At 59.9% G+C, this 24,128-nt stretch carries 21 protein-coding genes; 9 read left to right on the top strand and 12 right to left on the bottom strand.

What is annotated here, in order from left to right:
- The first annotated feature begins 3 nt into the window (after positions 1–3).
- Positions 4–3,228, top strand: coding sequence for a transporter substrate-binding domain-containing protein (locus tag ABH912_RS11375; RefSeq protein WP_429510693.1), 3,225 nt, complete (start codon positions 4–6; stop codon positions 3,226–3,228).
- Here ABH912_RS11375 and dkgB read toward each other — a convergent pair.
- The 3 genes from dkgB to ABH912_RS11360 form a co-directional block, all read right to left on the bottom strand.
- Positions 3,225–4,028 (bottom strand): 2,5-didehydrogluconate reductase DkgB, encoded by an 804-nt coding sequence (gene dkgB / locus ABH912_RS11370; RefSeq protein WP_429510692.1) that lies wholly within the window; start codon positions 4,026–4,028, stop codon positions 3,225–3,227. The two genes, ABH912_RS11375 and dkgB, sit on opposite strands and share 4 nt — an antisense overlap.
- Positions 4,029–4,236: 208 nt before the next feature.
- On the bottom strand, positions 4,237–4,776 hold the full coding sequence (locus ABH912_RS11365) for a PaaI family thioesterase (RefSeq protein ID WP_033061124.1): 540 nt from the start codon (positions 4,774–4,776) through the stop codon (positions 4,237–4,239).
- A gap of 247 nt (positions 4,777–5,023) precedes the next feature.
- Entirely contained in the window at positions 5,024–5,932 is a 909-nt protein-coding gene (locus ABH912_RS11360) for a LysR family transcriptional regulator (protein ID WP_429510691.1), read from the bottom strand.
- Between the two features lie 104 nt (positions 5,933–6,036).
- Here ABH912_RS11360 and ABH912_RS11355 point away from each other — a divergent pair, with 104 nt between their 5' ends.
- The 3 genes from ABH912_RS11355 (at position 6,037) to ABH912_RS11345 (ending at position 9,282) form a co-directional block, all read left to right on the top strand.
- Positions 6,037–6,900 carry a pirin family protein gene (locus ABH912_RS11355; protein WP_429510690.1) on the top strand — a complete coding sequence of 288 codons (864 nt, stop codon included), beginning with the start codon at positions 6,037–6,039 and terminating at the stop codon, positions 6,898–6,900.
- A gap of 131 nt (positions 6,901–7,031) precedes the next feature.
- Positions 7,032–7,658: an isochorismate family cysteine hydrolase YcaC gene (gene ycaC, locus ABH912_RS11350; protein ID WP_033061120.1), complete on the top strand. Its 627-nt coding sequence runs from the start codon at positions 7,032–7,034 to the stop codon at positions 7,656–7,658.
- Positions 7,659–7,839: 181 nt separating this feature from the next.
- Positions 7,840–9,282, top strand: a complete 1,443-nt coding sequence (locus ABH912_RS11345) for a mechanosensitive ion channel domain-containing protein (protein ID WP_429510689.1) — start codon at positions 7,840–7,842, stop codon at positions 9,280–9,282.
- Here the strand turns inward: ABH912_RS11345 and ABH912_RS11340 are convergent.
- Positions 9,230–9,655: a hypothetical protein gene (locus ABH912_RS11340; protein WP_156363960.1), complete on the bottom strand. Its 426-nt coding sequence runs from the start codon at positions 9,653–9,655 to the stop codon at positions 9,230–9,232. The two genes, ABH912_RS11345 and ABH912_RS11340, sit on opposite strands and share 53 nt — an antisense overlap.
- A 208-nt stretch (positions 9,656–9,863) precedes the next feature.
- On the opposite strand from ABH912_RS11340, the gene ABH912_RS11335 reads away from it, so the two are divergent.
- The gene (locus ABH912_RS11335) at positions 9,864–10,304 is read left to right on the top strand and encodes a carboxymuconolactone decarboxylase family protein (protein WP_033061114.1); all 441 of its coding nucleotides are present in this window, start codon (positions 9,864–9,866) and stop codon (positions 10,302–10,304) included.
- On the opposite strand, the gene ABH912_RS11330 is transcribed toward ABH912_RS11335, so the two are convergent.
- The 8 genes from ABH912_RS11330 to ABH912_RS11295 form a co-directional block, all read right to left on the bottom strand.
- On the bottom strand, positions 10,305–11,897 hold the full coding sequence (locus ABH912_RS11330) for a DHA2 family efflux MFS transporter permease subunit (protein ID WP_429510688.1): 1,593 nt from the start codon (positions 11,895–11,897) through the stop codon (positions 10,305–10,307).
- Complete coding sequence (locus ABH912_RS11325; RefSeq protein WP_429510687.1) at positions 11,894–13,015, bottom strand: HlyD family secretion protein; 1,122 nt, start codon at positions 13,013–13,015, stop codon at positions 11,894–11,896. Before ABH912_RS11325 ends, ABH912_RS11330 begins: the two co-directional genes overlap by 4 nt.
- 248 nt (positions 13,016–13,263) lie before the next feature.
- Positions 13,264–14,025, bottom strand: a complete 762-nt coding sequence (locus ABH912_RS11320; protein ID WP_429510686.1) for an SDR family NAD(P)-dependent oxidoreductase — start codon at positions 14,023–14,025, stop codon at positions 13,264–13,266.
- 3 nt (positions 14,026–14,028) lie between these two features.
- A complete protein-coding gene (locus ABH912_RS11315) occupies positions 14,029–14,850 on the bottom strand; it encodes an ABC transporter permease (protein ID WP_429510685.1) in 822 nt (273 codons plus the stop codon).
- Positions 14,851–14,860: 10 nt separating this feature from the next.
- Positions 14,861–16,126, bottom strand: coding sequence for an ABC transporter permease (locus ABH912_RS11310; protein WP_429510684.1), 1,266 nt, complete (start codon positions 16,124–16,126; stop codon positions 14,861–14,863).
- Positions 16,127–16,198: 72 nt separating this feature from the next.
- Positions 16,199–17,239: an ABC transporter substrate-binding protein gene (locus ABH912_RS11305; RefSeq protein WP_429510683.1), complete on the bottom strand. Its 1,041-nt coding sequence runs from the start codon at positions 17,237–17,239 to the stop codon at positions 16,199–16,201.
- Positions 17,240–17,390: 151 nt separating this feature from the next.
- Complete coding sequence (locus tag ABH912_RS11300) at positions 17,391–18,497, bottom strand: ABC transporter ATP-binding protein (RefSeq protein WP_429510682.1); 1,107 nt, start codon at positions 18,495–18,497, stop codon at positions 17,391–17,393.
- Complete coding sequence (locus ABH912_RS11295; protein WP_429510681.1) at positions 18,494–19,891, bottom strand: aminotransferase; 1,398 nt, start codon at positions 19,889–19,891, stop codon at positions 18,494–18,496. Before ABH912_RS11295 ends, ABH912_RS11300 begins: the two co-directional genes overlap by 4 nt.
- A gap of 184 nt (positions 19,892–20,075) precedes the next feature.
- Between ABH912_RS11295 and ABH912_RS11290 the strand changes: the two genes are divergently transcribed.
- The 4 genes from ABH912_RS11290 to ABH912_RS11275 all read left to right on the top strand — a co-directional run bounded on the left by ABH912_RS11290 (position 20,076) and on the right by ABH912_RS11275 (position 24,080).
- The gene (locus ABH912_RS11290; protein ID WP_429510680.1) at positions 20,076–20,960 is read left to right on the top strand and encodes a transketolase; all 885 of its coding nucleotides are present in this window, start codon (positions 20,076–20,078) and stop codon (positions 20,958–20,960) included.
- Entirely contained in the window at positions 20,960–21,958 is a 999-nt protein-coding gene (locus ABH912_RS11285) for a transketolase family protein (RefSeq protein WP_429510679.1), read from the top strand. The genes ABH912_RS11290 and ABH912_RS11285 overlap by 1 nt, the downstream gene beginning before the upstream one ends.
- Positions 21,948–23,240: an aspartate aminotransferase family protein gene (locus ABH912_RS11280; RefSeq protein WP_429510678.1), complete on the top strand. Its 1,293-nt coding sequence runs from the start codon at positions 21,948–21,950 to the stop codon at positions 23,238–23,240. The genes ABH912_RS11285 and ABH912_RS11280 overlap by 11 nt, the downstream gene beginning before the upstream one ends.
- A 171-nt stretch (positions 23,241–23,411) precedes the next feature.
- Entirely contained in the window at positions 23,412–24,080 is a 669-nt protein-coding gene (locus tag ABH912_RS11275) for a GntR family transcriptional regulator (RefSeq protein ID WP_429510677.1), read from the top strand.
- Positions 24,081–24,128 lie beyond the last annotated feature (48 nt).

Here is a 24,128-nt window from a genome sequence, read left to right as displayed (position 1 = left end):
GTCATGCGCGATTGTTTGTGGGCTCTGTTGCTGTTCTGGGTACTGGGAGGACCGGTGACGGCGGCCGATGAACCAAAGCTTTTGCATGTGCTGGGGCATTCCGCGGTGGAGGGTTATCAGGTCCAGCTGGATGAAAAAGACTGGGAATGGTTGCGTGACAAACGAGTCTTGCGCCTCGGGGTGTCGGGGCCGGATTACCCGCCGTTCGAGATCACGCGCAACGTTGATGAGCTGGAAGGCATCACCGCCGACTATGCCGCACTGCTGGGGCAATTGCTGCACGTGAAAATCGACGTGCTTCGTTATCGCACGCGCGAGGCGGCCATGGATGCGCTCAAACGCGATGATCTGGACCTGCTCGGCACGTCCAACAACTTCGAGGCGGCTGACCCCGAACTGACCCGATCCAGCGCCTATGCCGAAGATCAGCCGATGCTGGTGACCCGCCTGGACGACGGGATGCCCGTCGATCTCGCGGGCAAGCGCATCGCCATGGTCGATGACTACCTGCAGGCGCAGACTGTCGAAGCCTTCTATCCCGATGCGAGCTTGCAACGCTACCCCTCGGCACTCGACGCGATCGGGGCGGTGGCGTTCGGGCAGGATGATGTGTACCTCGGGGACTTCATCAGCGCCAATTACCTCATCAATAACAACTACCTCAGTAACGTACGCCTGGTGGGGCCTTCCGGCCTGGACGCCAATCCGTTCGGCTTTGCTTTCAGCCGGGGCAACCCTCGTTTGAAGAGCATTGTCGATAGGACGCTGGCGGCGATTCCCATGGATCAGCGCACGGCCATCGAGCAGCGCTGGAGTGCCGGAAGAGCCAACATGGCGGGTCAAGAGCGGGTACGTTTGAGCGCCAGTGAACAACGTTGGCTGGATCAACATCCGACGGTGGAAGTGGGAGCCGTCGAAAACTTTGCACCGCTGACTTTTTACGATGCGCAGGGACAACTCAGCGGGTTGACCGCGCAATTGCTGACGCTGATCAGCCAGCGCAGCGGCTTGACCTTCAAAGTGCAGCGGGGTAACTCCCTCGATCAGCAGATCCAGCAACTCAAGGACGGCAAGATCGACGTGTTGCCTGTGGTCACGCCCGGTATCGAACGCGAAGTCGATCTGCGTTTCACTCGGGCCTACTTGAACAATCCGTTTGTACTGGTCAGTGCGACCACCCCGGGAAGCCCCAGGACCCTGGAGGACATGGCCGGTAAACGCCTGGCGATTTATCGCGGTCATCCGTTGCTCGGGTTCATTCGCGCTCGGGCGCCCAATGTACGTCTGGTCGAAGTGCAGAGTCCGGCGCAGGGTATGGAATGGGTGATCAAGGGCCAGGCCGACGGGGCCGTCAGCTCATTGATCGTGGCTCGGTATCTGATCACCCGGCAATACCGCGAGCGTCTGCGCATCAGCAGCACCGTGGGCGATGAACCGGCGCGTATCGCTCTGGCCACCAGTCGTGGTGCGCTGGAGTTGCACTCGATTCTGAACAAGGCACTGCTGAGCATTTCGCCTCGGGAGATGGATGAGCTGTTAGCCCGCTGGAGCAATGACGTGGTGGTCGATGACAGCTACTGGCTGCGTCATCGCCAAGGCATTCTCCAGGCGTTTGCCGCTGCGGGCGCTTTGCTGTTGCTCGCACTGGCCTGGATTGCCTGGCAGCGTCGGCAGATCACTCAACGCCAACAACTGCTCGGGCAATTGCAGGAGGCCAAGAACGCCGCCGACGATGCCAACCGTGCCAAAACCACCTTTCTGGCGACCATGAGCCATGAAATCCGCACACCGATGAATGCCCTGATCGGCATGCTCGAACTGGCGCTGAAGCGAGCGGAAGAGGGCTTCACTGATCGCTCCGCCATCGAAGTGGCCTCCAATGCCGCGCAACAATTGCTGGCGTTGATCGGCGACATCCTGGACATCGCGCGCATCGAGTCCGGGCATTTGTCGCTGACCCCTGAGCGGGCCAATCTACGCACGCTGGTGGAGTCGGTGTGCCGGGTTTTCGAAGGCCTGGCACGGCAGAAGAACTTGCACTGGCGGGTCGAATTGGCCGAACACAGCGATCGTGACGTGTTAGTCGACCCCACGCGCTTCAAGCAGGTGCTGTCCAATCTGCTGAGCAACGCGATCAAGTTCACCCGTGAAGGTGAAGTGAGTCTGACACTGCGAGTAGAGCCCGGTATGTCGGGGCATCTGGCCGTCAGTGTACGTATCGAGGACAGCGGCATCGGTGTCAGTGTGGCCGATCAGCAACGTCTGTTCAGCCCGTTTGTGCAGGCCGGTAACAGCCAGCAGTCAGGCCACACGGGCTCCGGCCTGGGACTGGTGATCAGCCGCACGCTGTGCGAAATGATGGGCGGCCGATTGCAGTTCGATAGCGTCCTCGGACTGGGTACGCAGGTCGACATCAGTTTTGATCTGATTGCGTTGCAACCGTTGACCTGCGGCGAGTGGGCCGATAGCGGATTGCCGGTGGCCACTCGGCTGCTGACGATTCTGGTGGTCGACGATTACCCGGCCAATCGATTGTTGCTCTCACGGCAGCTGAGCTACCTGGGGCATCAGGTGCGGGAGGTTGAGAATGGTGAGCGTGGTCTTGTGACGTGGCGCGAGCATGAGCTCGATCTGGTCATCACCGATTGCAACATGCCGGTGGTCAATGGTTATGAATTGGCGGGTGCGATACGCGATGAAGAGCGCGCTAATGGCTTGCCACCCACGCTGATTCTTGGGTTTAGCGCCAATGCGCAGCCGGAGGAAAAGATCCGTTGCCTTGAAGCGGGCATGGACGACTGTCTGTTCAAACCGATCCGGTTGGCAGATCTGAGTGCCTGGCTGGCGTCCCGATTTGTGAATGAGCCGCCAGCGCCGGTTGAAGAGCAAGCAACGTCCGAGATCGACTTGACCGGCCTGGAGCTCTACGTCGGTGAAGACCGGACGCTGATCAATCAGTTGTTGCGCGAACTGGCCGTAACCAACCTCTACGATCGCGATGATCTGCTTGCAGCGCACATCAGTGGCAATCGCCACCGGCTGCAAGACCTGGCGCACCGCATCAAAGGGGGCGCGCGGATGGTTCGTGCAAAACGTTTGATCGAGTGCTGCGAACATCTGGAGCGTGCCTGCGCCGAGGGGCGCGCGGCGTTGATCGACGAGGCCGTCGATCAATTGCAGCACGCCATGGCACGCCTGGATCTGCTCCTCCAGAAAGGCGAAGCTTAATCCCAGCGGGGCGCGATGCCTTTGGGGCTGGTCAGACGATGACCACGATCCAGACCCGCGATCAGCGCCATGTCGGCGTCGCTCAAGGTCATGGCGCAAGCTTTCAGGTTGCTGGCGAGGTTGGCGCGTTTGGTCGATGAAGGGATCACGGCGTAACCCAGTTGCATGGCCCAGGCCAGGGTGACGTGTGCCGGTGTCGCTTGAAGGCGATCGGCGATCTGCTGGATCACCGGGTCTTTCAGCACTTCGCCGTACGCGAGGGTCATGTACGAGGTGATCTGGATGCCCTGGCTCTGCGCGAATTCGACGACCTTGCGGTTTTGCAGGTAGGGGTGCAATTCGATCTGGTTGGTTGCGATGTGTTCGGCACCGACCGCGGCGATCGCCTGTTTCATCAGGTCGACGGTGAAGTTGGACACACCGATCTGCCGGGTCAGGCCCAGTTGTTTGGCTTCGAGCAGGGCGCCCATGAATTCCTCGACCGGCACCTGATCTTCCGGGGACGGCCAATGGATCAGCGTCAGGTCCAGGTAGTCGGTTTGCAACTTTTGCAGGCTTTCCTTGAGGCTGTCGATCAGGCGGTCCCCGGCGAAGTTGGCGACCCAGATCTTGCTGGTGATGAACAACTCGTCACGGGCAATGCCGCTGGCGGCAATGGCCTCGCCGACCTCGGCTTCGTTCTCGTAGATTTGCGCGGTATCGATGACTCGATAGCCCAGTTCCAGGCCAGTGCTCACCGAATCGATGACCACCTGGCCTTGCAAGCGAAACGTACCAAGGCCGAATGCGGGAATAGACATCAATGACTCCAGGGGTTGCAGTGGGAATGGGCAGGAGTATCCGCGCCCGCACCCATGAGAAAAACCGCTGGATCGGCAAAGCAATGTTTACCGCAAGTCATGAATCGAAAGATCGCAGCCTCGTTTCACTCGACAGCTGCTACAGCGTACGCAATCCCCTGTAGCAGCTGTCGAGTGAAACGAGGCTGCGATTTTGTGATCTTGAGCGCTATCCCCGATTCTCAAGAATCATGCAGGTGGTCGACCCCGTCGCATACAACCGCCCATCCACGTCATAAATCCGCCCCTCGGCCAACGCCGTCGAACGCCCCAGATGAATAATCTTGCCCTCGGCCCGCACCGGTCCGCTGGCATGGTTCAACGCACGAACATAGCTGATCCGCAAATCCAGCGTCGTGTAACCCTGACCCTTTTTCAGTTGCGTATGAATCGCACAGCCCATGCACGAATCCAGCAAAGTCGCGGCATAGCCGCCATGCACGCTGCCCAACGGGTTGTAATGCCGCGAATCCGGCGTGCCCTGAAAGATGAACATTCCGGCGGACCATTCGATCGGGATGAAGTCCATCAGCGTGCCGATAGGTGGGGAGGGCAGTTCACCGTTGCCGATGCCTTCGAAAAACTCGGCGGGTGACAGGGCGCTGACCTCGGCCATGGACAGACTGCCCGGGCCGGCGAGGCGATCGCGCATAGCTTGTTCCTGGGCGATCCATTGGGCGAGCGTGGCTTCGCGGTTCGGGCTTTGCATGGGCATGTCCTCGGGCTGGAATGGATATTATGGTTGTAATCCCGGACAATATTATGTCCGAAATAAAAACTCCGCTACCCCTGTCGTTACGGGACTTGTAGCAGCTGGCGAAGCCTGCGTTCGGCTGCGCAGCAGTCGTAAAATCAGACAGCGCGTTGTATCAGGCACACCGCGTGCTCCGGATTTACGACTGCTGCGCAGCCGAACGCAGGCTTCGCCAGCTGCTACATGGAGTGTGTACGGGCTTCTAAGCAATATCGCTGTGGCTGAATTCCTCACCCAGAAAGTCGATCAATGCGCGCACCGACGGCAGCAGCCCACGGCGTGAAGGGAAGATGGCATGCACGATCCCGCATTTCGGTGCCCAACCCGGCACCAGTTCCACCAGCCGGCCCGCGGCAATGTCATCGCGCACCACCACGCTGGGCAGGTGAGCGATGCCGATTCCGGCCACCACGGCGTGACGCAACGCCAACAGGTCATCGGTGACCATTCGTGGCGCATGCCGGATCACCGCGCTGGCGCCATCGGGCCCAAACAATTCCCACTGATATTCACGCTGCGCCGCGCCCCAATGCAGGCTCGGCAACCCGCTGAGGTCGGCCGGGGAGGCCGGTGATGACAGGCGCGACACGAAGGCCGGACTGCCCACCAGGCACTGGGTGCTGTTGCCCAGTACCTTCATCACCATGTCGGTGTTTTCCAGTGGCGGAAAGCGCACCCGCAGGGCGATGTCGAACCCCTCGTGGATCAAGTCGACCCGGCGGTTGGTGCTCTCGATGAACAACTCCACCAGCGGATACTTGAGCATGTAGCGGGTCAGCATCGGCCCGACCCAGGAGTTGAGCAGCGCGGTCGGGCAACTGATGCGCACCAGGCCCTGGGGTTCGGAGCGGTTGCGTTCGATCAGTTCGGCAGCGCTTTCCGCTTCCACGCGCATCGCCAGGCAACGCTGGTAATAGGCCTGGCCGATTTCCGTCAGTGAACAGTGCCGGCTGGTGCGGTGCAGCAGGCGTACACCGAGGCGCTCTTCGAGCTCGGCAATCCGCCGGCTGAGCTTCGATTTGGGCATGTCCAGCGCCCGACCGGCCGGGGCGAAACCGTGGTGTTCCACCACTTGGGTGAAGTAGTAGAGGGTGTTGAGGTCTTCCACCATCGTTCTCCATATAGAACGCTAAGGCTGATTTTTGCAGTCTAGTGCATCAAAGGGTTCAGTTTTAAGCTTTGTCCATCGCGTCACACACCAGATTCGGAGGCGGAATGAAAAGTATCATCGGCATCTACACCAGCCCACGGACCCATTGGGTCGGCGACGGTTTTCCGGTTCGCACGCTGTTTTCCTACGACAACCTGGGCAAGCACATCAGCCCGTTCTTGCTGCTCGATCACGCCGGTCCCGCTGAATTCACCCCGACCACCGAGCGTCGTGGCGTTGGTCAGCATCCACACCGCGGTTTCGAAACCGTGACTATCGTTTATAAGGGCGAACTGGAGCACCGCGACTCCACCGGCAGCGGCGGCAAGATCGGCCCAGGCGACGTGCAATGGATGACCGCAGCCTCCGGGATTCTCCACGAAGAGTTCCACTCGGAAGGTTTCGCCAAAACCGGCGGCACCCTGGAAATGGTGCAGCTGTGGGTCAACCTGCCGGCCAAGGACAAAATGGCCGACGCCGGTTACCAGACGATTCTCGATGGCGACATCCCGAGCATCCCGCTCAAGGACCAGGCCGGCAGCCTGCGCTTGATCGCCGGTGAGTTCGATGGCCACACCGGCCCGGCGCGTACGTTTACCCCGATTGACGTCTGGGACCTGCGCCTCAACGGCGGCAAGTTGCTGACCCTGGACCTGCACGAAGGTCGTAACACGGCACTGGTAGTGTTGCGAGGCACGGTTCAGGTCAACGGTGTGGAACTGGTGCGCGAAGGGCAGTTGGCGTTGTTCGAACGCAATGGCCAGCAGCTCAGCCTGGAAGCCAATAACGATGCCGTCGTGTTGCTGCTCAGTGGCGAGCCGATCGACGAACCCATCGTCGGTCACGGTCCGTTCGTGATGAACAACGAGCAGGAAATCCACCAGGCCTTCGCTGACTTCCAGTCAGGCCGGTTTGGTCGGATGAGCTGATGAACTCATTGTTGTAACGCTGTGGCGTGTCGGGTGTGGGCGACTACCCTTGCTTGGCCGCGTTTTAACGAACTATCAGGTTTCTCTCACGCCGGCCCGTTCGGCATCGATAAAAAGCGAGGATTACTCCCATGACTACCTCTTACAAACGTCTCGACAAGGATAACGCCGCCGTTCTGTTGGTTGATCACCAGGCGGGTCTGCTTTCTCTGGTGCGCGACATCGAGCCGGACCGTTTCAAGAACAACGTGTTGGCCCTGGCTGACCTGGCCAAGTACTTCAAGTTGCCGACCATCCTCACCACCAGTTTCGAAACCGGCCCTAACGGTCCGCTGGTGCCCGAGCTCAAGGCGCTGTTCCCGGACGCGCCGTACATCGCTCGTCCTGGCCAGATCAATGCCTGGGACAACGAAGATTTCGTCAAGGCGATCAAGGCCACCGGCAAGAAACAACTGATCATCGCCGGCGTGGTAACCGAAGTGTGCGTGGCGTTCCCGGCGCTGTCGGCACTGGCTGAAGGCTTCGAGGTGTTCGTGGTGACTGACGCTTCCGGCACCTTCAACGAACTGACCCGTCAATCGGCCTGGGACCGCATGTCGGCCTCCGGCGCACAGTTGATGACCTGGTTCGGCCTGGCCTGTGAGCTGCATCGCGACTGGCGCAACGATGTGGAAGGCTTGGGCACCTTGTTCTCCAACCACATCCCGGACTACCGCAACCTGTTTACCAGCTACAACGCGCTGACTAACAGCAAGTAACCCTGACAACACACATCACCTGTGGGAGCGGGCTTGCCCGCGATAGCGATCGATCAGTCACTGCAATGTTGACTGAAAGGCCGCCATCGCGGGCAAGCCCGCTCCCACAGTGTTTTGTGTTGTTCTCAGGCCACCAATTGCTCCTACACTGTGCCCATCCGTACATGGCTGGAGTTGCTTGATGCTGTCACTGCTTACCGATCACCCATTGATCTGCGCGATGGCTTTGATCCTTATCGACCTGGGGCTGTGGCGCCTGCTCAGTGCCAATGGCAGCAACTGGAAACTGTTTGTGCGGTTGGTGATTTTTTCGTTGTTCAGTGTCCTGCTGTTCAACGAAGGCCTGAACCCCATGGAGACGGCGCCATGGGCCGACAACGTCCCGCTGCACCTGGCGGCGACAGGATTGCAGATCGGCTGGTGGCTGTTCGGCGCGCGCACCCTGACGGTGCTGATCGGCGCGGTGATGATGCAACGGGTCGGGCACACCGGGCGCTTGCTCCAGGATTTGCTCGGCGCGGTGATTTTCCTGATCGCGATCATCGCCGCCCTCGCGTATGTCCTCGATCTGCCGGTCAAAGGCGTGCTGGCGACCTCCGGCGCGTTAGCGATCATCGTCGGCCTGGCCTTGCAAAGTACCCTCAGCGACGTGTTCTCCGGGATCGTCCTCAACACCACCAAGCCCTATCAACTGGATGACTGGATCTCGATCGACGGCACCGAAGGTCGGGTCATCGATATCGACTGGCGCGCGACACGCCTGCAAACGTCCCAAGGCAGCATGGCGGTGATCCCCAACTCCCTGGCGGCGAAGGCCAAGATCATCAACTTCAGCCGGCCCAGTGACATTTTCGGCGTATCCATCAGCCTGCAACTGAGCCCGCATGCGCGTCCGCAAACGGTGATCGACGCGCTGGAACGGGCGATGCAGGGCTGCCGTTATCTGCTGAACAAACCGGCGCCGTGTGTCGCGTTGAAAGGTTCCAGCGCCACCGGCGTGGAATACGAAATCAGTGGTTTCGTGGTCTCCATGGACCAGAAACGCATGGTCCGTAATCTGCTGTTCGACCTGGCATTCCGGCACTTGCAGGCCAGCGGCGTCAGCCTGTTGTCGAGCGTCGAACCGACTGCACCTGCCAACCTCTCACGGCCACGGGCATTGCTGGATGCGTCGAGCATTTTCTCGACCCTGCGTCAGGAAGAGAAAGACACCTTCAGCCAGAACATGACCCTGCAAAACTTCCGCGCGGGTGAAATGATCCTGCCGGCGGGGGAGGTCAGCGATCATTTGTTCATCATCGAATCAGGTGTGGTGTCGGTGGAGCTGAGCCGTGGCGGGGTCAAGTTCGAAACCGGGCGCATGGGGCCGGGGGAGGTGATCGGCGAGGGCGGGATTTTGTCGGATACGGCGATGCCGGCGGACTTCAGTGCCAAGACGTTCTGCAGCTTGTACCGGATCGAGAAGGAATACCTAAAACCGTGTCTGGATGCGCGACATGACATCAGCGAAGCGATGAAGGCGTTACTGGATTTCCGCTTGAACAAGGCTCAGACGTTGACCCAGGAAGTGCCTAAGGTTGTGGCGAAGAAGGGATTTTTGCAGTGGCTGCGCAATCGAGCGTAGGGGCTTGAAGGTCATGGGCGCGGGTGCAATCGAGTGAGTCGGCGGCAGGCGCCTGGCGAACGAGCGGTGCGCCGACCAGGGTACGGTCATGACTGTTCCAGTACTCGAACGGCGCATGTTGCCAAATCATGCCGACGGGGCCGGCGATCAACAGCAAGGCCAGATAAGCCAGGGTTTGTCGACGCGTCAGCGGTTTTTTGTACGCCGACCGCCGCGCTGCGATCCGGGCGCGGCCATGTCCATGAATCTGGGCGAGCAGAAAGGCTTCGCGCGCCTGTTCCGGCATTTCCCACAATAAGGATTCCAGCTGCCAACGCGATTCGGAATTCGGCGAAGTAGTCGGTGGCAAAGGCATTTCGGAAGAGGACGACATGAGCAGGAGGTACTCGTTTCCGGCGTCCCGGCCGCGTTATCAGGAATTAATCGCATTCTAGTGGTGTCGGTGCGGTGATGGCAATTACCCATCTAGATTATTTTCAAGCGGTCATTGGCTTCCCCAACTTCCCAATAATTGGCTATTTGCCGCAGGCCGGCGCGGGATTAACGTAGCTCCACACCCACTTTTGTAGCTGGAGCCCGTCATGAAACCTCGCATCGATTTCTACACCGCTTCCCCCGACGCCCTCAAAGCCATGATCGCGCTGGAAACCGCTGTTTCGAAGCTGCCGCTGGAAAAGAACCTGATCGAACTGGTCAAACTGCGCACCTCGCAAATCAACGGCTGCGCTTTCTGCCTGGATATGCACAGCGCCGATGCCCGCAAGGGCGGTGAAGACGAGCGCCGTCTGTACACACTGTCGGCCTGGCGTGAGACGCCGTTCTTCACACCGCGTGAACGTGCGGCGCTGGCGTGGACTGAATCCTTGACCCTGCTGAGCCAGACTCATGCGCCGGATGAAGACTACGAACTGGCGGCGTCCGAGTTCAGCCCGAAGGAGCTGGTCGACCTGACCGTCGCCATTACTACCATTAACGCCTGGAACCGCTTGGCGGTGGGCTTTCGCAAAATGCCTCAAGCCTGATCAATGAGCGTCTGCTGACGGCGCGGCCGGTGGTTGCACCTTGCGCATCAAGGGCACCATCGCCGTGGCGATGATGAAGCAGACCATGATCATCAGAAACGCGTCGCCGTAGGTCTGTGTCTGGGCTTCACGATAGGTCAGCAGCCAGAGTTGATGCAGGCTGGCGGTGACGCCGGCATCGCCGCTCTGGCCAAGGGCGGCGAAGTTGTTGCCGACCTGGGACAGCCACTGATTCAGTGCTTCGTTGGTGCTGTTGAGGTTTTCCGCCAACCGGGTGAAGTGCAGGTTGGTACGGTCATTCAGAATGGTCGCGCACGCGGCGATGCCAATGGCGCCCCCCAGGTTTCGCATCAGATTGAACAACCCCGAAGCATGTTTGAGCCGCGCCGGTGCCAGACCACCCAAGGTCAACGTTACCGCTGGCGGCACCGCCAATTGCTGGGCAATCCCGCGCAGCGCTTGCGGCAGCATCAATTCCTTAGCCCCCCAGTCATGGGTGATCGGGCTGAAATCCCACATCGACAACGCGAACAACCCAAGGCCGGTCATCATGATCCAGCGCAGATCGATGCGGTTGGCCAGAAAGGCGTACAGCGGAATCGCCATGATCTGGAACACCCCGGTGGAGAAAACCGCCAGACCAATGTCCAGTGCGCCATAGCCACGCACCCGGCCGAGAAACAGCGGCGTCAGGTAAATGGTGGCGAACAGGCCGATCCCGGTGACAAACGAAAAGAAGCAGCCGAGGGCGAAGTTACGGTCTTTCAAGGCGCGTAAATCGACGATCGGATTGGCGACGTGCAGGGTTCTACCGATGAACGCCAGGCCGGCCAGTCCGCTGATCCATGCCGTGGTCAGAATGGTGCTGTCGCTGAACCAGTTCCAGCGCGGGCCTTCTTCGAGGGTGTATTCCAGGCAGCCGAGAAACAGCGCCATGAACACCATGCTCAAGTAGTCAGCACCTTTGAGCAGGGACAATTCCGGCTGGTCGATTTTCACCAGCATCGGCACCGCCACCGCGACGAAAATCCCCGGCACCAGGTTGATGTAGAACAGCCAGTGCCAGGAAGAAACATCGGTGATCCAGCCGCCGATTACCGGCCCCAGAGTCGGGGCCAAAGAGGCCACCGCGCCAATGGTTGCAGCCGCGATCACCCGTTGTTTGCCGGTGAAGAAAAAGAACGCGGTGGTGAACACCAGCGGGATCATCGAACCGCCGAGAAACCCTTGCAGGGCGCGGAAGGCGATCATGCTCTGAATGTTCCAGGCCGCGCCGCAGAGCAGACTGGCCAGGGTGAAACCCACCGCGGAAGCGCAGAACAACCAACGCGTCGAGAACACTCGCGACAGCCAGCCAGACAGCGGAATCACGATGATTTCGGCGATCAGGTAACTGGTTTGCACCCACGCCGTTTCGTCGGTGCCGGCCGAGAGTCCGCCGCCAATGTCACGCAACGACGCCGAGACGATCTGGATATCCAGCAGCGCAATGAACATGCCGATGCACATGGTGGCGAAGGCGAACACCTTGGTCGCCGTCGCCATGTCGGCGGCATTGAACGGTTGCGCGGGGATGGTGAGGGCGCGGCTCATGGTGCGCTGGCCACGGCCGGGGTTGCAGGTTCCTGGCGAGTGTCCACTTCAGCGGTGACCGATAGGCCTGGACGCAGATGGCCGAGCACGCCATCGGCCGGATCAAGCACGATGCGCACCGGCACCCGCTGGACGATTTTGGTGAAGTTGCCGGTGGCGTTTTCCGGCGGCAGCACGCTGAACTGCGAGCCGCTGGCCGGCGCGAGGCTGTCCAGATGACCGTGGAATTCCTGCCCCGAGAGCACGTCGGCATGAATGATCACCCGTTGCCCCGGCGTCATCCTCGCCAGTTGATCTTCCTTAAAGTTGGCATCGACCCACAGCCCGCTGACCGGTACCACCGACAGCAGTTGCGAACCGGCCTGGGCATAGGCGCCGACTCGCGCCCGACGATTGCCGATCACACCGTCTACCGGGGCTTTCAGTTCGGTGTAACCCACGTTCAATTGCGCCAGATCACGTTCGGCACGGGCCTGCATCAGCGCGGCGCGGGCTTGCTGTTTCTGGGTTTCGATCACGTTCAGCTGACGTTGCGCTGCCAGCAGTTCAGCTTGGGCCCGGGCGCTGAGGGCTTGGGCGGTCTTGAAGGTGGCGTTGGCGCGTTGGGCGCTTTCCACCGAGACGGCATTGCTGCCGACCAGTTTTTTATAGCGAGCATCGTCATCCCGTGAACGGGCGGTTTCAGCACCGGCGGCATCGATCCCGGCGCGGGCCTGGCCGATCACCGCGTGTTGCAATTGTTCGGTGGCATCGAGGTTGGCGAGCAGCGCTTCTTCGGCGGCCACCGCACCTTCGGCCTTGGCCAGGTTGGCGCGGTAATCGCGGGAGTCGAGGCGAATCAACACATCGCCGGCCTTCACCTTCTGGTTATCGGTGACCAAGACTTCTTCGATGTACCCAGCGACTTTCGGCCCGATCACCGTCACATCGCCGCCGATGTAGGCGTCGTCGGTCTCTTCGATGAAACGGCCGGCGGTCCACCAGTGAGTCGCGTACAGCCCGGCGAACACCAGGGCAGCGATGACCGCAGCGAGCAAGATCAACCGTTTGAGCAGGGGAGGCTTGGGTGTGCTCACCGGGACAGCAAGGTCGGGTTCAAGGCTGGGCATGCTGGTCATGGAGATTACCTGTGGGAAACGGGTCTTTATTACGCGTGTAATATGACGCAGGTAATATTTTGTGGCAAATGATTTTTGGTGCCGGTCGTCAGGTGCTTGGTTGAGGAGATGTTGTGCCCACCGAAGATTTCCTGTGGGAGCGAGCTTGCTCGCGATGGTGGCCGTCCAATCGATAAAGATGCCGCCTGACGCACAGCAATCGCGGGCAGTTTCGCTCCCGCGTTGCTCGCGAAGAATGACGACGTGTATTAGCGGGAAGCTTGCGCGGTGTGACTCGGCGGGGTTCTCAGCCCCGCTGTCTCGCCACCGTCCACCGTCAACACCGTACCGTTGACATAGCTGGACGCCGACGACAGTAACCAGCAAATCGCCTGGGCCACCTCTTCGGGCGCGGCCAGACGACCGGCGGGGATCCGTGCAGTCAGGGCGGCAAGACGAGGTGCGTCCTGCATAATCGCTCCCATCATGCGGGTGGCAATCTGGCCGGGACAAACCGCGTTAAAACGCACGCTTGCGCCATATTCGAGGGCCAGTGCCTGAGTCAGGCCAATCAATGCGGCCTTGCTGGCGCAGTAAGTGGCCAGTCCCTCTTCGCCAGCCTTGCCGGCGATCGACGACACATTCACCACCGCTCCATTACCCGCCTGCAAGCCGGGCAAGGCATGCTTGATAAAGAAAAATGCCGAGCGGGTGTTGACCTCGAACATGGTGTCCCATTCCAGCTGCGAGGTCTGCGTGAGCGCCTTGCGTCCGGCCATGCCGGCGTTGTTGACCAGACCTTGTAATGAGCCGTTGCCCAGTTCCAGTGCACGATCGACCACTCGCTGACAATCGGCCTCTTGCCGCACATCACCCGCCACGAACGTGCTGCCCGGCAGGCGTTGGACGAGCCGTTCCCCCGCCTCGACATCTCGTCCAGTGAACACAACCGACAAGCCCTGGCCGATCAACTGCTCCACGGTGGCGGCGCCGATGCCCTGGGTGCCGCCGGTCACGATATACATGCTCATCCGTTATTGCTCCTTGAGTTGGCGAGCGGTGCGTTGTGCACGCAAGGTCAGCCAGGTAGTGGTCATAAGCCCGACGATGCCCACCAGTAACAACAATGTCGACATGGCGAGAATCGAGGGGTCGATGGTGTCGCGTATGCCATCGAACATTTGGCGAGGCAAGGTCCTTTGGCTGGGCCCGCCGATGAACAGCACCACGACGATTTCATCGAACGATGTCATGAAGGCGAAGAGTGCGCCCGATATCACGCCGGGCGCGATGATTGGCAAAGCGATGCCTGTGAAGGCCCGCACCGGCGAGGCGCCGGACATGGCGGCGGCCTTGAGCAGGGTCATGTCGAAACCCTGAAGACTGGCGGCTACGCTGATCAGGACGAAAGGCGTGGCCAGTACCGTGTGGGCCAGAATCAGACCGGACAGGGTTCCGGTCAGGCCCAGTTTGCCGAAGAGGAAATACATGCCCAGCCCGGAGATCACCGGAGGGAAAATCATCGGTGAAATCAGCAGACCGAGCATTCCGCTGGCGGCCGGCAGGTTGCGTCGTGCAAAGGCAAGCGCGGCCAGCGTGCCCAGCAGCGTCGCCAACAGAGTGGAGGCGATGCCGACCCACAGGCTGTTGCTCAGCGCTTGCATCCAGGGACCGCTGGTGAATACCCGTTCATACCATTGCAGGGACAGTCCCGGAAGCGGATAGGAGAGGAACGTGCCACTGCTGAATGAAATCGGGACCACCGCCAACAAGGGAGCGATCATGAAAATACTCATCAATAGTCCGAACAATACGTGAGCCTTGCGGGCGAGGTAAGCCTGTATGAAATGGTTCATGGGAGCTCCTTCAGCGCAGGCCGGCAATCTGGCGAACACCCACCAGGCGTGCAGCCAGCAGGTAAATGACCATCACGCAGGAAATCAGCACCAGCCCCAGTGCCGAGGCCATGCCCCAATTGACCGTGGTATTGGTGTAGAACGCAATGAAATAGCCGAGCATCTGTTCGCGTGCACTGCCCACTAGGGTCGGTGTCACGTAGTAACCCGCCGCGACGATGAACGTGAGCAGGGTGCCGGAACCGATTCCCGTCAAGGTCATGGGCAAATAAACGCGAATGAACCCGCGTATGGGATGAGCACCGAGCGAGGCCGAGGCGCGCATGAAATGTGGTGGAATGTTTTTCATCACGTTGTACAGGGGTAGCACGCTGAATGGCAGAAGGATGTGCACCATCACGATGTACACGCCGGGCAGATTGAAAATCATCGGCAGCGGGTGATCGATCAGGCCCAGGCGCAACAGCAACGTGTTGACGATGCCCTTGTCCTGCAAGACCACGATCCAGGCAGTTGTTCGTGCCAACAACGAGGTCCAGAACGGCAGCATGACCGCCAGGAACAGCAGGACTTGCAGGGAAGGCGAGGCCTTGACCATCAAAGCGGCAAACGGAAAGCCCAGCAAGAGACACAACAGCGAGACGATCAGCGCGATTTTCAACGTTTTGAAGGTCAGGTCCAGGTACACCTGCTGACTCTCTTCGACCTGCGCAACACCTTGATCCGTTTGCCTCAGGTCCAGGGCCGCCAACAGGTAATACGGCGTATAGGCGGGTGAGGCACGGCGAAAGTCCTCCCATAATTGGGGTGAAAGCCAGCGCTGGTCGATGGCGGCCAAACGCTCACGGGCACTCTGATTGTCCGGGTTCTCCAAGGCCTTTCTATAAGTGCGGGCAGTGTTCATGACCAGGAAACGATATCCGCTGTTTTCGTAGTTGAGGCGTCGTGCCGCCTCACCGATGACCGCATTGCTGGGGGCATTGATGAAGTCTTGCTCGAGCGCATCGAACACCCGGTCGCCCGGCAGCTGCGCAGGATTTTTCGTCTGCTCGTCGGCCATTGTCGCGATGGCCGAGGGGAAAGCTTGCAACAGTTCGGGGTTGCTGACGGCCCGATAGAACATCATGCCGATCGGCAATGCAAAGAAAACACAGGTGTAAGCCAGCAGCGGCAAGAGCAGCAGCATCGATACCCAGCGCTTGCGGCGGCTGGATTGATGATGGGCGATGGCCAGCGTGTCGACGCGAGCCGGTGCATCTATCGAGGAAACGGACATAGTGAAACCCACCTTGATAAAACCATACTCGAACCACGCCGTCGTCATCGGCGGCGCGGTCTTGAGGCCTGTTTACTGGGCGACCCAGCGGGTAAACCGGTTCATCAGGTCTTCCTCGTAGTTGACCCAGAACGGTGTATCGAGCAGCAAGGCATCTTTCATGTTGGCCGGGGCATTGGGCAATGCGCTGGCCGTCTTCTCATCCATGGCCGCAATGGCCTTGCTGTTGACGATGCCGTAGGGAATCGCGTGGGCGAAATCGCTTTGGGCCTTGGTGCCGAGGATGTAGTCGAGGAGCTGATAACTGGCCGCTTTGTTGGGGGTGTTCTTGATGATGGTCCAGTAGTCCATGCTGTAAAGCTGTTGCTGCCAGATCAGTGGGAAATGGTTGCCCTGTTGATTGGCGATGGCGATCCGGCCGTTGTAGGCGGCACTCACGGCGATGTTACCGGCGGCCAGCCATTCCAGCGGCTGAGCGCCGGTTTCCCACCATTGGATGTAGGGTTTGATTTCGTCCAGTTTGGCAAATGCGCGGTTCTGTCCTGCCGGGGTCGCCAGTAATTTGTAGACATCGGCCGGTGCGACGCCGTCGGCCATCAGGGCAATTTCCAGGGTCATGCGGGCTTGTTTACGCAAGCCACGTTTACCTGGCCATTTCTGCACGTTCCAGAAATCAGCCCAGCTTTTCGGACCGTCGGCACCGAATTTTTTCGGGTCGTAGGTCATCACTTCGGACCAGACGAAGGCGCCCACACCACACTCGGAAAAGGCCTCGGGATTGACCTCGGCTGCATTCTTCAATTGTTTGTGGTCGAGGTCTTCGAGCAGGCCCTGTTCGCAGGCCAGCTCCATTTCGTTCTGGTCCATCTGCACCAGGTCCCAGGTCGGATTGCCCGACTCGACCATCGCTTTCTGTTTGGCCAGACCGCCGCCGTAGCTGTCTTGAACGACTGGTTTGGCGCTTTGGGCGGCAAATGGTTTGAACCAGGCCTTGTCGAAGGCTTCCTGCGTGGCGCCACCGAAACCGACCACCGTCAGGTCGCGGGCCTGGGCGAGGGGGCCGGTCAGCGCCAGCGCGAGTACAAGGGCCAAGCGTGTTGAATGTGAGTGCATGGTGCAACTCTCCTGCTGAAGGAAAAGCAAATAGGGATTCGCGGGTGTACTGGCAGGAAAGCGACTCAGGTCGAGTGATCGAAGCATTGCATGGTGATGACCTTCTTATTGTTGTGGGTGTGAGTGTTTCGATGGTTACAGGGGGCGGGTCTCAACCCAGCGGGAAAACCCGCGCGTCTTCGGGTCGCCAGGTAAAGCCGATGTGCTGACCGTTGTTGAGGCCCTTGATGGCCTCGTCGTTGGCGGTTTTCACAATCAGCGTGTCGCCGTTACCCAGTTTCAAGTGAATGCGCAGGTGGTCGCCCAGGTAGACGCGGTCGGCGAGGGTGGCCTGGTAGCTGTTCTGATTGATTGGGCACAGCCGGATATTTTCCGGACGGATCAGCAACTCGACTTTTTTCGAGGCGCCGATCGGCACCGTAACGCCCATGCCTCGGGCCCCGAAGCCAGCCTCCAGCGCAACCTCAAGTTCATGCCCGTGGCGAGCAACGAGATGGCCGCGCAGCACATTGTTTTCGCCGATAAACGTGGCCACGTAAGCGTTTTCAGGGTGTTCGTACAGTGAAACCGGATCACCGATCTGGGCGATATCACCTTGATGAAACACGGCCACCCGGTCGGACATGGTCAAGGCTTCACCCTGATCGTGGGTCACGTACACCACCGTGACACCCAGTCTTCGATGCAACTGCTTGATCTCGTACTGCATGTGCTCGCGCAGGTTCTTGTCGAGCGCGCCAAGTGGCTCGTCCATCAGGATCACCTGCGGTTCGAACACCATGGCGCGGGCGAGGGCGACGCGTTGCTGCTGGCCACCGGACAACTCTGTGGGGCGCCGCTGCTGCATGTCATGCAACTGGACCATCTCGATGGCGCGCTTGACCTTGTTCTGCACATCGAGGCGATTGAGTCCGCGCATCTTCAACGGGTAGGCCAGGTTCTCGGCCACGGTCATGTGCGGAAACAGCGCGTAGTTCTGGAACACCATGCCCATGCCGCGTCGGTGCGCCGGGACGTTCTGAATCGGTTTGCCCGCCATGCGGATTTCGCCACGGGTCGGGGTTTCGAAGCCGGCGAGCATCATCAGCGTGGTGGTCTTTCCCGACCCGGACGCACCCAGCAGGGTCAGGAATTCTCCTTGCGCGATGGAGAGGTTCAAATCCTTGATGATCAGCGTCTTGCCGTCGTAACTCTTTTGCACATGGGTGAGGTCGATCAAGGCGCCGGAGGCGTCGAGGGAATGGGCGAGGCTATTCATGAGCAGTGTCCCATGGCGAGATTGACGTCGTTCAGCGCGTCCGTCAGGCGGCCGACCAGTTCGCGGATTTGCTCCGGTTCAATGATGAAAGGCGGCGCCAGGGCGATCGAATCGCCCATGTTGCGCACGATCAGGCCGTGCTTGCGGGCGGCCAGTTCGACCTGCGCCCCAATCGCCACCTGAGCGGCAAATGAGCGTCGCGACGCCTTGTCGGCCACCAGTTCCAGCCCCGCAACCAGACCGATACCGCGGATTTCGCCGACCAGGGGATGGTCGAGCAGGGGCGCAAGTTCACTGTGCAGGACCTCGCCCAACTGGCGGGTACGGGCCGGGATGTCCAGTTCCTGGTAGATGGAAAGCGTTTCGAGGGCGACGGCGGCGGCCACCGGGTGCCCGGAGTAGGTGAAGCCATGCCCGAAGCCGTTCAGTTGCTGGCTCTGTTCTTCGAGCACTTGGTAGACCGGGCCGCTGACTACGGTGCAGGAAATCGGCTGATAGCCCGCTGAAAGGCTTTTGGCACACGCCATCATGTCGGGTGCAAAGCCCATCGTTTGATGGCCGAACCACTGGCCGGTGCGTCCAAAACCACAAATGATCTCGTCGGCCAGCATCAAAATGTCGTGCCGCGCCAGCAGCGCCTGCACCGCGGAAAAGTAGCCGGGCGGCGGGACGATCACGCCGCCGGCACCCATGATCGGTTCACTGATGAAGGCGGCGATGGTGTCTGCCCCTTCAGCCTCAATGCGCTGTTGCAAGTCGGCGACCAGGCGTTCGCAGAAGGCGGCCTCCGTCTCGCCGGGCAAGCCATTGCGGTAGTAATGAGGGCACTCGACATGAATCATCTGGTCCAGTGGCAAGCCGAATGCGGCATGCATGTTTGGCAATCCGGACAGCGTCGCCCCCATGACTGTGGAGCCATGAAAACCTTTCTGGTGGGCGATGATTTTGCGTTTGTGTGTATTGCCTCGAGCCCGGTGCCAGGCCCAGGACATTTTGATCATCGAGTCGTTGGCTTCCGAACCCGAGCAGGCAAAAAACACTTTCGCATCCGGTAGGGGCGCGAGGGCGGCGATGCGTTCGGCCAGGCGTACTGTCACCGATGGAACCCGATGATTGAAGGTGTGGTAGTAGGGCAGGACATCGAACTGGCGTTGTGCGGCTTCGGCCAGCCGACGATTGGAAAACCCCAGGCTGGCGCACCAGAGGCCAGACATTCCCTCAATGTAGCGGTGCCCATGTTCGTCGATGACGTGGATGCCATCTCCGCGTTCGATGACCATCGGGCCTTGTTGTTGATGGCGCCGCAGATTGGTCTGCGAGTGCAGGTGAAAGCGTTGATCTGCCTGGGCCAGAACGCTGGCTGCGGGGGTGGTTTCGTGCGACACGAGTGGCATCTCCGAGAGCTGAAATACATATAACTTATAAGATCAGAAAATCTGGCCTAGTCTGGCCGGGTCGTTCCTGCCTGTTGGAAAAAATAACGCCAACGGCTTGTCGTTGCAATATATATCTTATAAGTTGTAAGAAGGAGGCCGCGAGAGCGGTCGCCTCTCTAACAATCATTCAGGAAATGCAGCCATGTCGATTGCCGCCCCACCCCCCATTCCCGTTCCGGTCGAGGACCTGAGTGCCGAGCACATCGCCCACCTCAAAGAGCGTGCCTTGTTTGTTCGTCTGGAAACCGTGCGCCTGATTTCCATCGCCAAGGTGGGGCACTACACCTCCGTATTTTCGTGCGCGGAAATTTTCTCGGCGCTGTATTACGACGCCATGCGCTTGCGCCACGGCGAGCCTAAATGGCCAGGTCGTGATCGCTTCTTGATGGGCAAGGGACATGCTGCAGTCGGGCTGTATCCGTTACTGGCGGACTGGGGCTTTTTCGACAAGGCGCTGCTCGACGGTTACACCCGCTTGGGTAATCCGTTGGGCGATCACCCGGACATGCGCAAGGTCGCGGGGGTGGATTTCAGTTCCGGTTCCATTGGTCATGCGTTGTCCGGCGGACTGGGCATGGCACTGGGCGGACGTCTGCAGAACAACCCGTTCGATGTGTATGTGCTGCTGGGCGACGGCGAAATGCATGAAGGCCAAGTGTGGGAAGCGGCAATGGCAGCCGCGCATTACAAGACCTCGAACCTGATCGCGATCATCGATCGAAACGGTTACCAGCTCGACGGCAAGGTCGACGACATCATTGGCATCGAACCACTGGGCGACAAATGGCGCGCTTTCGGTTGGGACGTGCATGAGGTCGATGGGCATGACGTTGCTGCCGTGGCTCGCCTGTTGCGCCAGCTAAAAGCCGATACGCAGCGCGAAAAGCCAGTCTGCGTGATCGCCTTGACCGTCAAGGGCAAGGGCGTCGAGTACATGGAAACCGAACCCGGTTGGCACCTTGGCTGGTTGGCCGAGGAAGACGAATTGCTCGCTATTGAAGAAATCAAATCCAAAGGAGGTGTGTGATGAGCTCGCCCGTCAGCGCCGATACCTGGCAATACCGGCAAATCAATGCTCGTGCCCCCGGCCTGAGCTACTTGTCCGATGCGTTGATCGACCTGGTCGAGGCCGGTCACAAGATCGCGGTCGGCACCGCCGACCTGCAGTACTCCAATGGCTTGAGTCGCTTCGCTCAACGCTTCCCCGAGCTGTTTATCCAGTTCGGTATCTCCGAGCAAAACATGGTCACCGCGGCGGCGGGCATTGCCACCACCGGGAGCATGCCGTTTGTGGCGACATTTGCTTCATTCCTGGCTTTGCTCTGCTGCGAGCAAATTCGCATGGACGTGGCCTACAGCGCGCTGCCGGTGCGGCTGATCGGGCACCATTCGGGTATCAGCCTTGGCTTTTATGGCACCTCGCATCACGCCACAGAAGACCTGGCAATCACCCGCAGCATCGCCGATCTGACGGTCGTTGCGCCGGCCGATGGCCCACAGCTGGCGGCGGCGATCCGCGCCTCGATTCATCATCCGCAACCGATTTATTTCCGTATCGGCCGCGGCCAGGAGCCCAACGTTTACCCCGATGACGTGGTGTTCGAATTTGGCAAAGCCATCGTTCATGAGCGGGGCAGCGACCTGACGCTGATCGCCACCGGCAGCATGCTTCACCCCACGCTGGAAGCCGCGCAGGCCTTGCGCGCCAGTGGTTTATCGGTGGGTGTGATCGATATGCACACCATCAAGCCGCTGGATCGTGACGCCGTGTTATGTGCGGCGAGTGAAAGCGGGTTGTTGATGACCGTTGAAGAACACAACGTGCTGGGAGGGTTGGGTGGTGCCGTGGCGGAGGTGCTGGCGGACACGGGACGGGGGACACGTCTGCGGCGTCACGGGATCGAAGATGAATACAGCCTGATTGCACCGCCGACGCACCTCTATCGGCATTACCGGCTGGACGCTGTCGGTATTGAAGCAGTGGCCCGCGAGGCGCTTGCCCAAGGAGTCGATCATGTTGCTTGATGCCAATCAATCCTTGCATGAACGCGCCCGGCAGGTGTTGCCGGGCGGCCATCTTAGCCCGAGCCGCAAGCTCGGGCAGCCTTACGCGTTTGTCCGCGCAGAAGGCCCCTATCTGTACGACGCCAATGGCGAGCGTCATACCGATTTCCACTGCGGATTCGGGGCACATGTACTCGGGCACGGCAACCAGGCGATTCGTCAACGCGTAGCGCAGGTCAGCGAACGCCTTGACCTGATCGGTGCCGGCATTACCGATCTGGAAGTCGAGACGGCGGAAGCCCTGGTCGAGTGCATTCCCTGTGCCGAGCAGGTGGCATTTTGCAACAGTGGCTCTGAGGCGACGTACCACGCCTTGCGCCTGGCACGGGCCGTAACCGGTGCCAAACGGATCATCAAGTTCCAGGGCGGATATCACGGCTGGCACGACTATGTGGCGATGAACGGCCAGACATCCCGTGAGCGCATGGACAGCTTCGACCCGATGTCCGACGGTATCCTGCTGGATGCGGCGCAGTACACGATCATCCTGCCGTACAACGATGCCGAGGCGGTGGAACGTTATCTCAAAGCCAATCCGGGGCAGGTCGCGGCAATCATCGTCGAGCCGATTGCCCACAACATGGGCTCGGTGGCGGCATCGACGGAGTTTCTGCGGGCGCTTCGGCAATTGACCCTCGAGCACGGCGTGATTCTGATTTTCGACGAAGTCATCACCGGGTTTCGTCATGCGCTGGGTGGCTATCAGTCCATCGTCGGCGTGACACCGGATCTGGCAACCTTCGGCAAGGCGGCTTCATCGGGTTATCCCGTGGGTCTGGTCGCCGGCCGTCGGGATCTGTTGGAGCGGGTAGGGCAGTCGGGCGACCGGGGTGTGTTCATGGGCGGAACGTTCAATGGTACGCCGTCGACGCTGGCCGCGGTGCTGGCGACCATCGAAGAGCTTTCTCGCGAAGGTGTCTACGAGCGTCTGTTTGCCATGGGGGATTACTTGCGCGGGCAGCTCGACGGCATCATTCAGCGGCTGGGCATTCCAGCTCAAAGCGCCGGATATGGCTCGGTCTGGCTGATGTACTTCTTCGAGGGGGCCTACAGTCAGTACCGCGATTTGTTGCGCAACGACGATGCACTGGACCTGGCGTTTCGCAAGCGCCTGATCGAGCAGCGGATGATTTTTCAGCCATTGCCCCTCAAGCGCCTGTACCTGTCGACCTTGCATACCACGAAGATTCTCGATGAAAGCCTCGACGTCATCGAACACACCCTCAAAGCATTGATTCGCTAAGCCAAGCAACGGAGAGCGGCACGCGCAGTGCCGCTCTTTCTGCAACTGATTCCCGAACCGCTGTAATGCAAGGTTGAGTCTTACTTATAGGATATAAGACAATGTATTTCAGATTCTTGGCGCACCCCCGACAGGCTGCGCAATAAAAAAGCATCATCCAGGAGTTCGACCGTGCAGATTCAACCGCTGGAACAAGGCAACCTGTCCGCCCGCGCTTATTACGCCATCCGCGAAGGGCTGATCGCCGGTAACTTCAAGCCCGGCGAGCGGCTGGTCATGCAAGACCTGGCCGACAAGCTCGGCACCAGCGTCACCCCGGTCCGCGAAGCCTGCCTGAGGCTGGTCAGCGAACGTGGCCTCGAGTTGCGTTCAGGCCGTTTTGCCATGGTCCCGGAACTGACCATGAGCCGTTATCTGGAGGTGCGCACTATCCGCATCGCACTGGAAGGCCTGGCGGCAGAACTTGCCACGCGCAACGTGACGCCCGAGGACCTGACGCGGCTGGAAGAACTGCATACCAATTTTCAACAGGCCGACCAGGCCAACGACGGTCCGCAAGCGATGCACTTCAACCGTGAGTTCCACTTCACCGTCTATCGGTTGGCAGCAATGGACATGCTGACTGCGCAAATCGAAGGGTTGTGGGTGTCCATGGGGCCGATCCTCAATCTGTTCTACACCAAGGGGCATAACACCTACATCGGTGCCGACGAGCATCTGGTGCTGATCGAAGCCCTGCGCGAGAAAAAGCCGGCCAAGGCGCGCAAGGCCATCGCCGAAGACATTATGCGAGGGGGCGTCAGCATCATCGGCTTCATTACCGAAAGCGAAGGCAAGTAATCTTTCCATCAAGCGGTACCCGCCGTGTTTGCGGCGGGACCCAAGCCA

This window comes from Pseudomonas sp. BT76 TE3572 (genome assembly GCF_050435365.1).
GTDB lineage: Bacteria > Pseudomonadota > Gammaproteobacteria > Pseudomonadales > Pseudomonadaceae > Aquipseudomonas > Aquipseudomonas fluorescens_W.
This window is presented reverse-complemented; position numbering and strand designations above follow the sequence as displayed.

Bases quoted from the DNA above. Each gene is read 5' to 3' on its own strand.
- ABH912_RS11360 (WP_429510691.1), bottom strand. From the start codon at position 5,932: ATGGTGGAAGACCTCAACACCCTCTACTACTTCACCCAAGTGGTGGAA.
- ABH912_RS11325 (WP_429510687.1), bottom strand. From the start codon at position 13,015: ATGACCAGCATGCCCAGCCTTGAACCCGACCTTGCTGTCCCGGTGAGC.
- ABH912_RS11310 (WP_429510684.1), bottom strand. From the start codon at position 16,126: ATGTCCGTTTCCTCGATAGATGCACCGGCTCGCGTCGACACGCTGGCC.
- ABH912_RS11335 (WP_033061114.1), top strand. From the start codon at position 9,864: ATGAAACCTCGCATCGATTTCTACACCGCTTCCCCCGACGCCCTCAAA.
- ABH912_RS11340 (WP_156363960.1), bottom strand. From the start codon at position 9,655: ATGTCGTCCTCTTCCGAAATGCCTTTGCCACCGACTACTTCGCCGAAT.
- ABH912_RS11320 (WP_429510686.1), bottom strand. From the start codon at position 14,025: ATGAGCATGTATATCGTGACCGGCGGCACCCAGGGCATCGGCGCCGCC.
- ABH912_RS11345 (WP_429510689.1), top strand. From the start codon at position 7,840: ATGCTGTCACTGCTTACCGATCACCCATTGATCTGCGCGATGGCTTTG.
- ABH912_RS11280 (WP_429510678.1), top strand. From the start codon at position 21,948: ATGTTGCTTGATGCCAATCAATCCTTGCATGAACGCGCCCGGCAGGTG.
- ABH912_RS11295 (WP_429510681.1), bottom strand. From the start codon at position 19,891: ATGCCACTCGTGTCGCACGAAACCACCCCCGCAGCCAGCGTTCTGGCC.
- dkgB (WP_429510692.1), bottom strand. From the start codon at position 4,028: ATGTCTATTCCCGCATTCGGCCTTGGTACGTTTCGCTTGCAAGGCCAG.
- ABH912_RS11285 (WP_429510679.1), top strand. From the start codon at position 20,960: ATGAGCTCGCCCGTCAGCGCCGATACCTGGCAATACCGGCAAATCAAT.
- ABH912_RS11375 (WP_429510693.1), top strand. From the start codon at position 4: ATGCGCGATTGTTTGTGGGCTCTGTTGCTGTTCTGGGTACTGGGAGGA.
- ABH912_RS11330 (WP_429510688.1), bottom strand. From the start codon at position 11,897: ATGAGCCGCGCCCTCACCATCCCCGCGCAACCGTTCAATGCCGCCGAC.
- ABH912_RS11355 (WP_429510690.1), top strand. From the start codon at position 6,037: ATGAAAAGTATCATCGGCATCTACACCAGCCCACGGACCCATTGGGTC.
- ABH912_RS11365 (WP_033061124.1), bottom strand. From the start codon at position 4,776: ATGCAAAGCCCGAACCGCGAAGCCACGCTCGCCCAATGGATCGCCCAG.
- ABH912_RS11290 (WP_429510680.1), top strand. From the start codon at position 20,076: ATGTCGATTGCCGCCCCACCCCCCATTCCCGTTCCGGTCGAGGACCTG.
- ycaC (WP_033061120.1), top strand. From the start codon at position 7,032: ATGACTACCTCTTACAAACGTCTCGACAAGGATAACGCCGCCGTTCTG.
- ABH912_RS11300 (WP_429510682.1), bottom strand. From the start codon at position 18,497: ATGAATAGCCTCGCCCATTCCCTCGACGCCTCCGGCGCCTTGATCGAC.
- ABH912_RS11315 (WP_429510685.1), bottom strand. From the start codon at position 14,850: ATGAACCATTTCATACAGGCTTACCTCGCCCGCAAGGCTCACGTATTG.
- ABH912_RS11305 (WP_429510683.1), bottom strand. From the start codon at position 17,239: ATGCACTCACATTCAACACGCTTGGCCCTTGTACTCGCGCTGGCGCTG.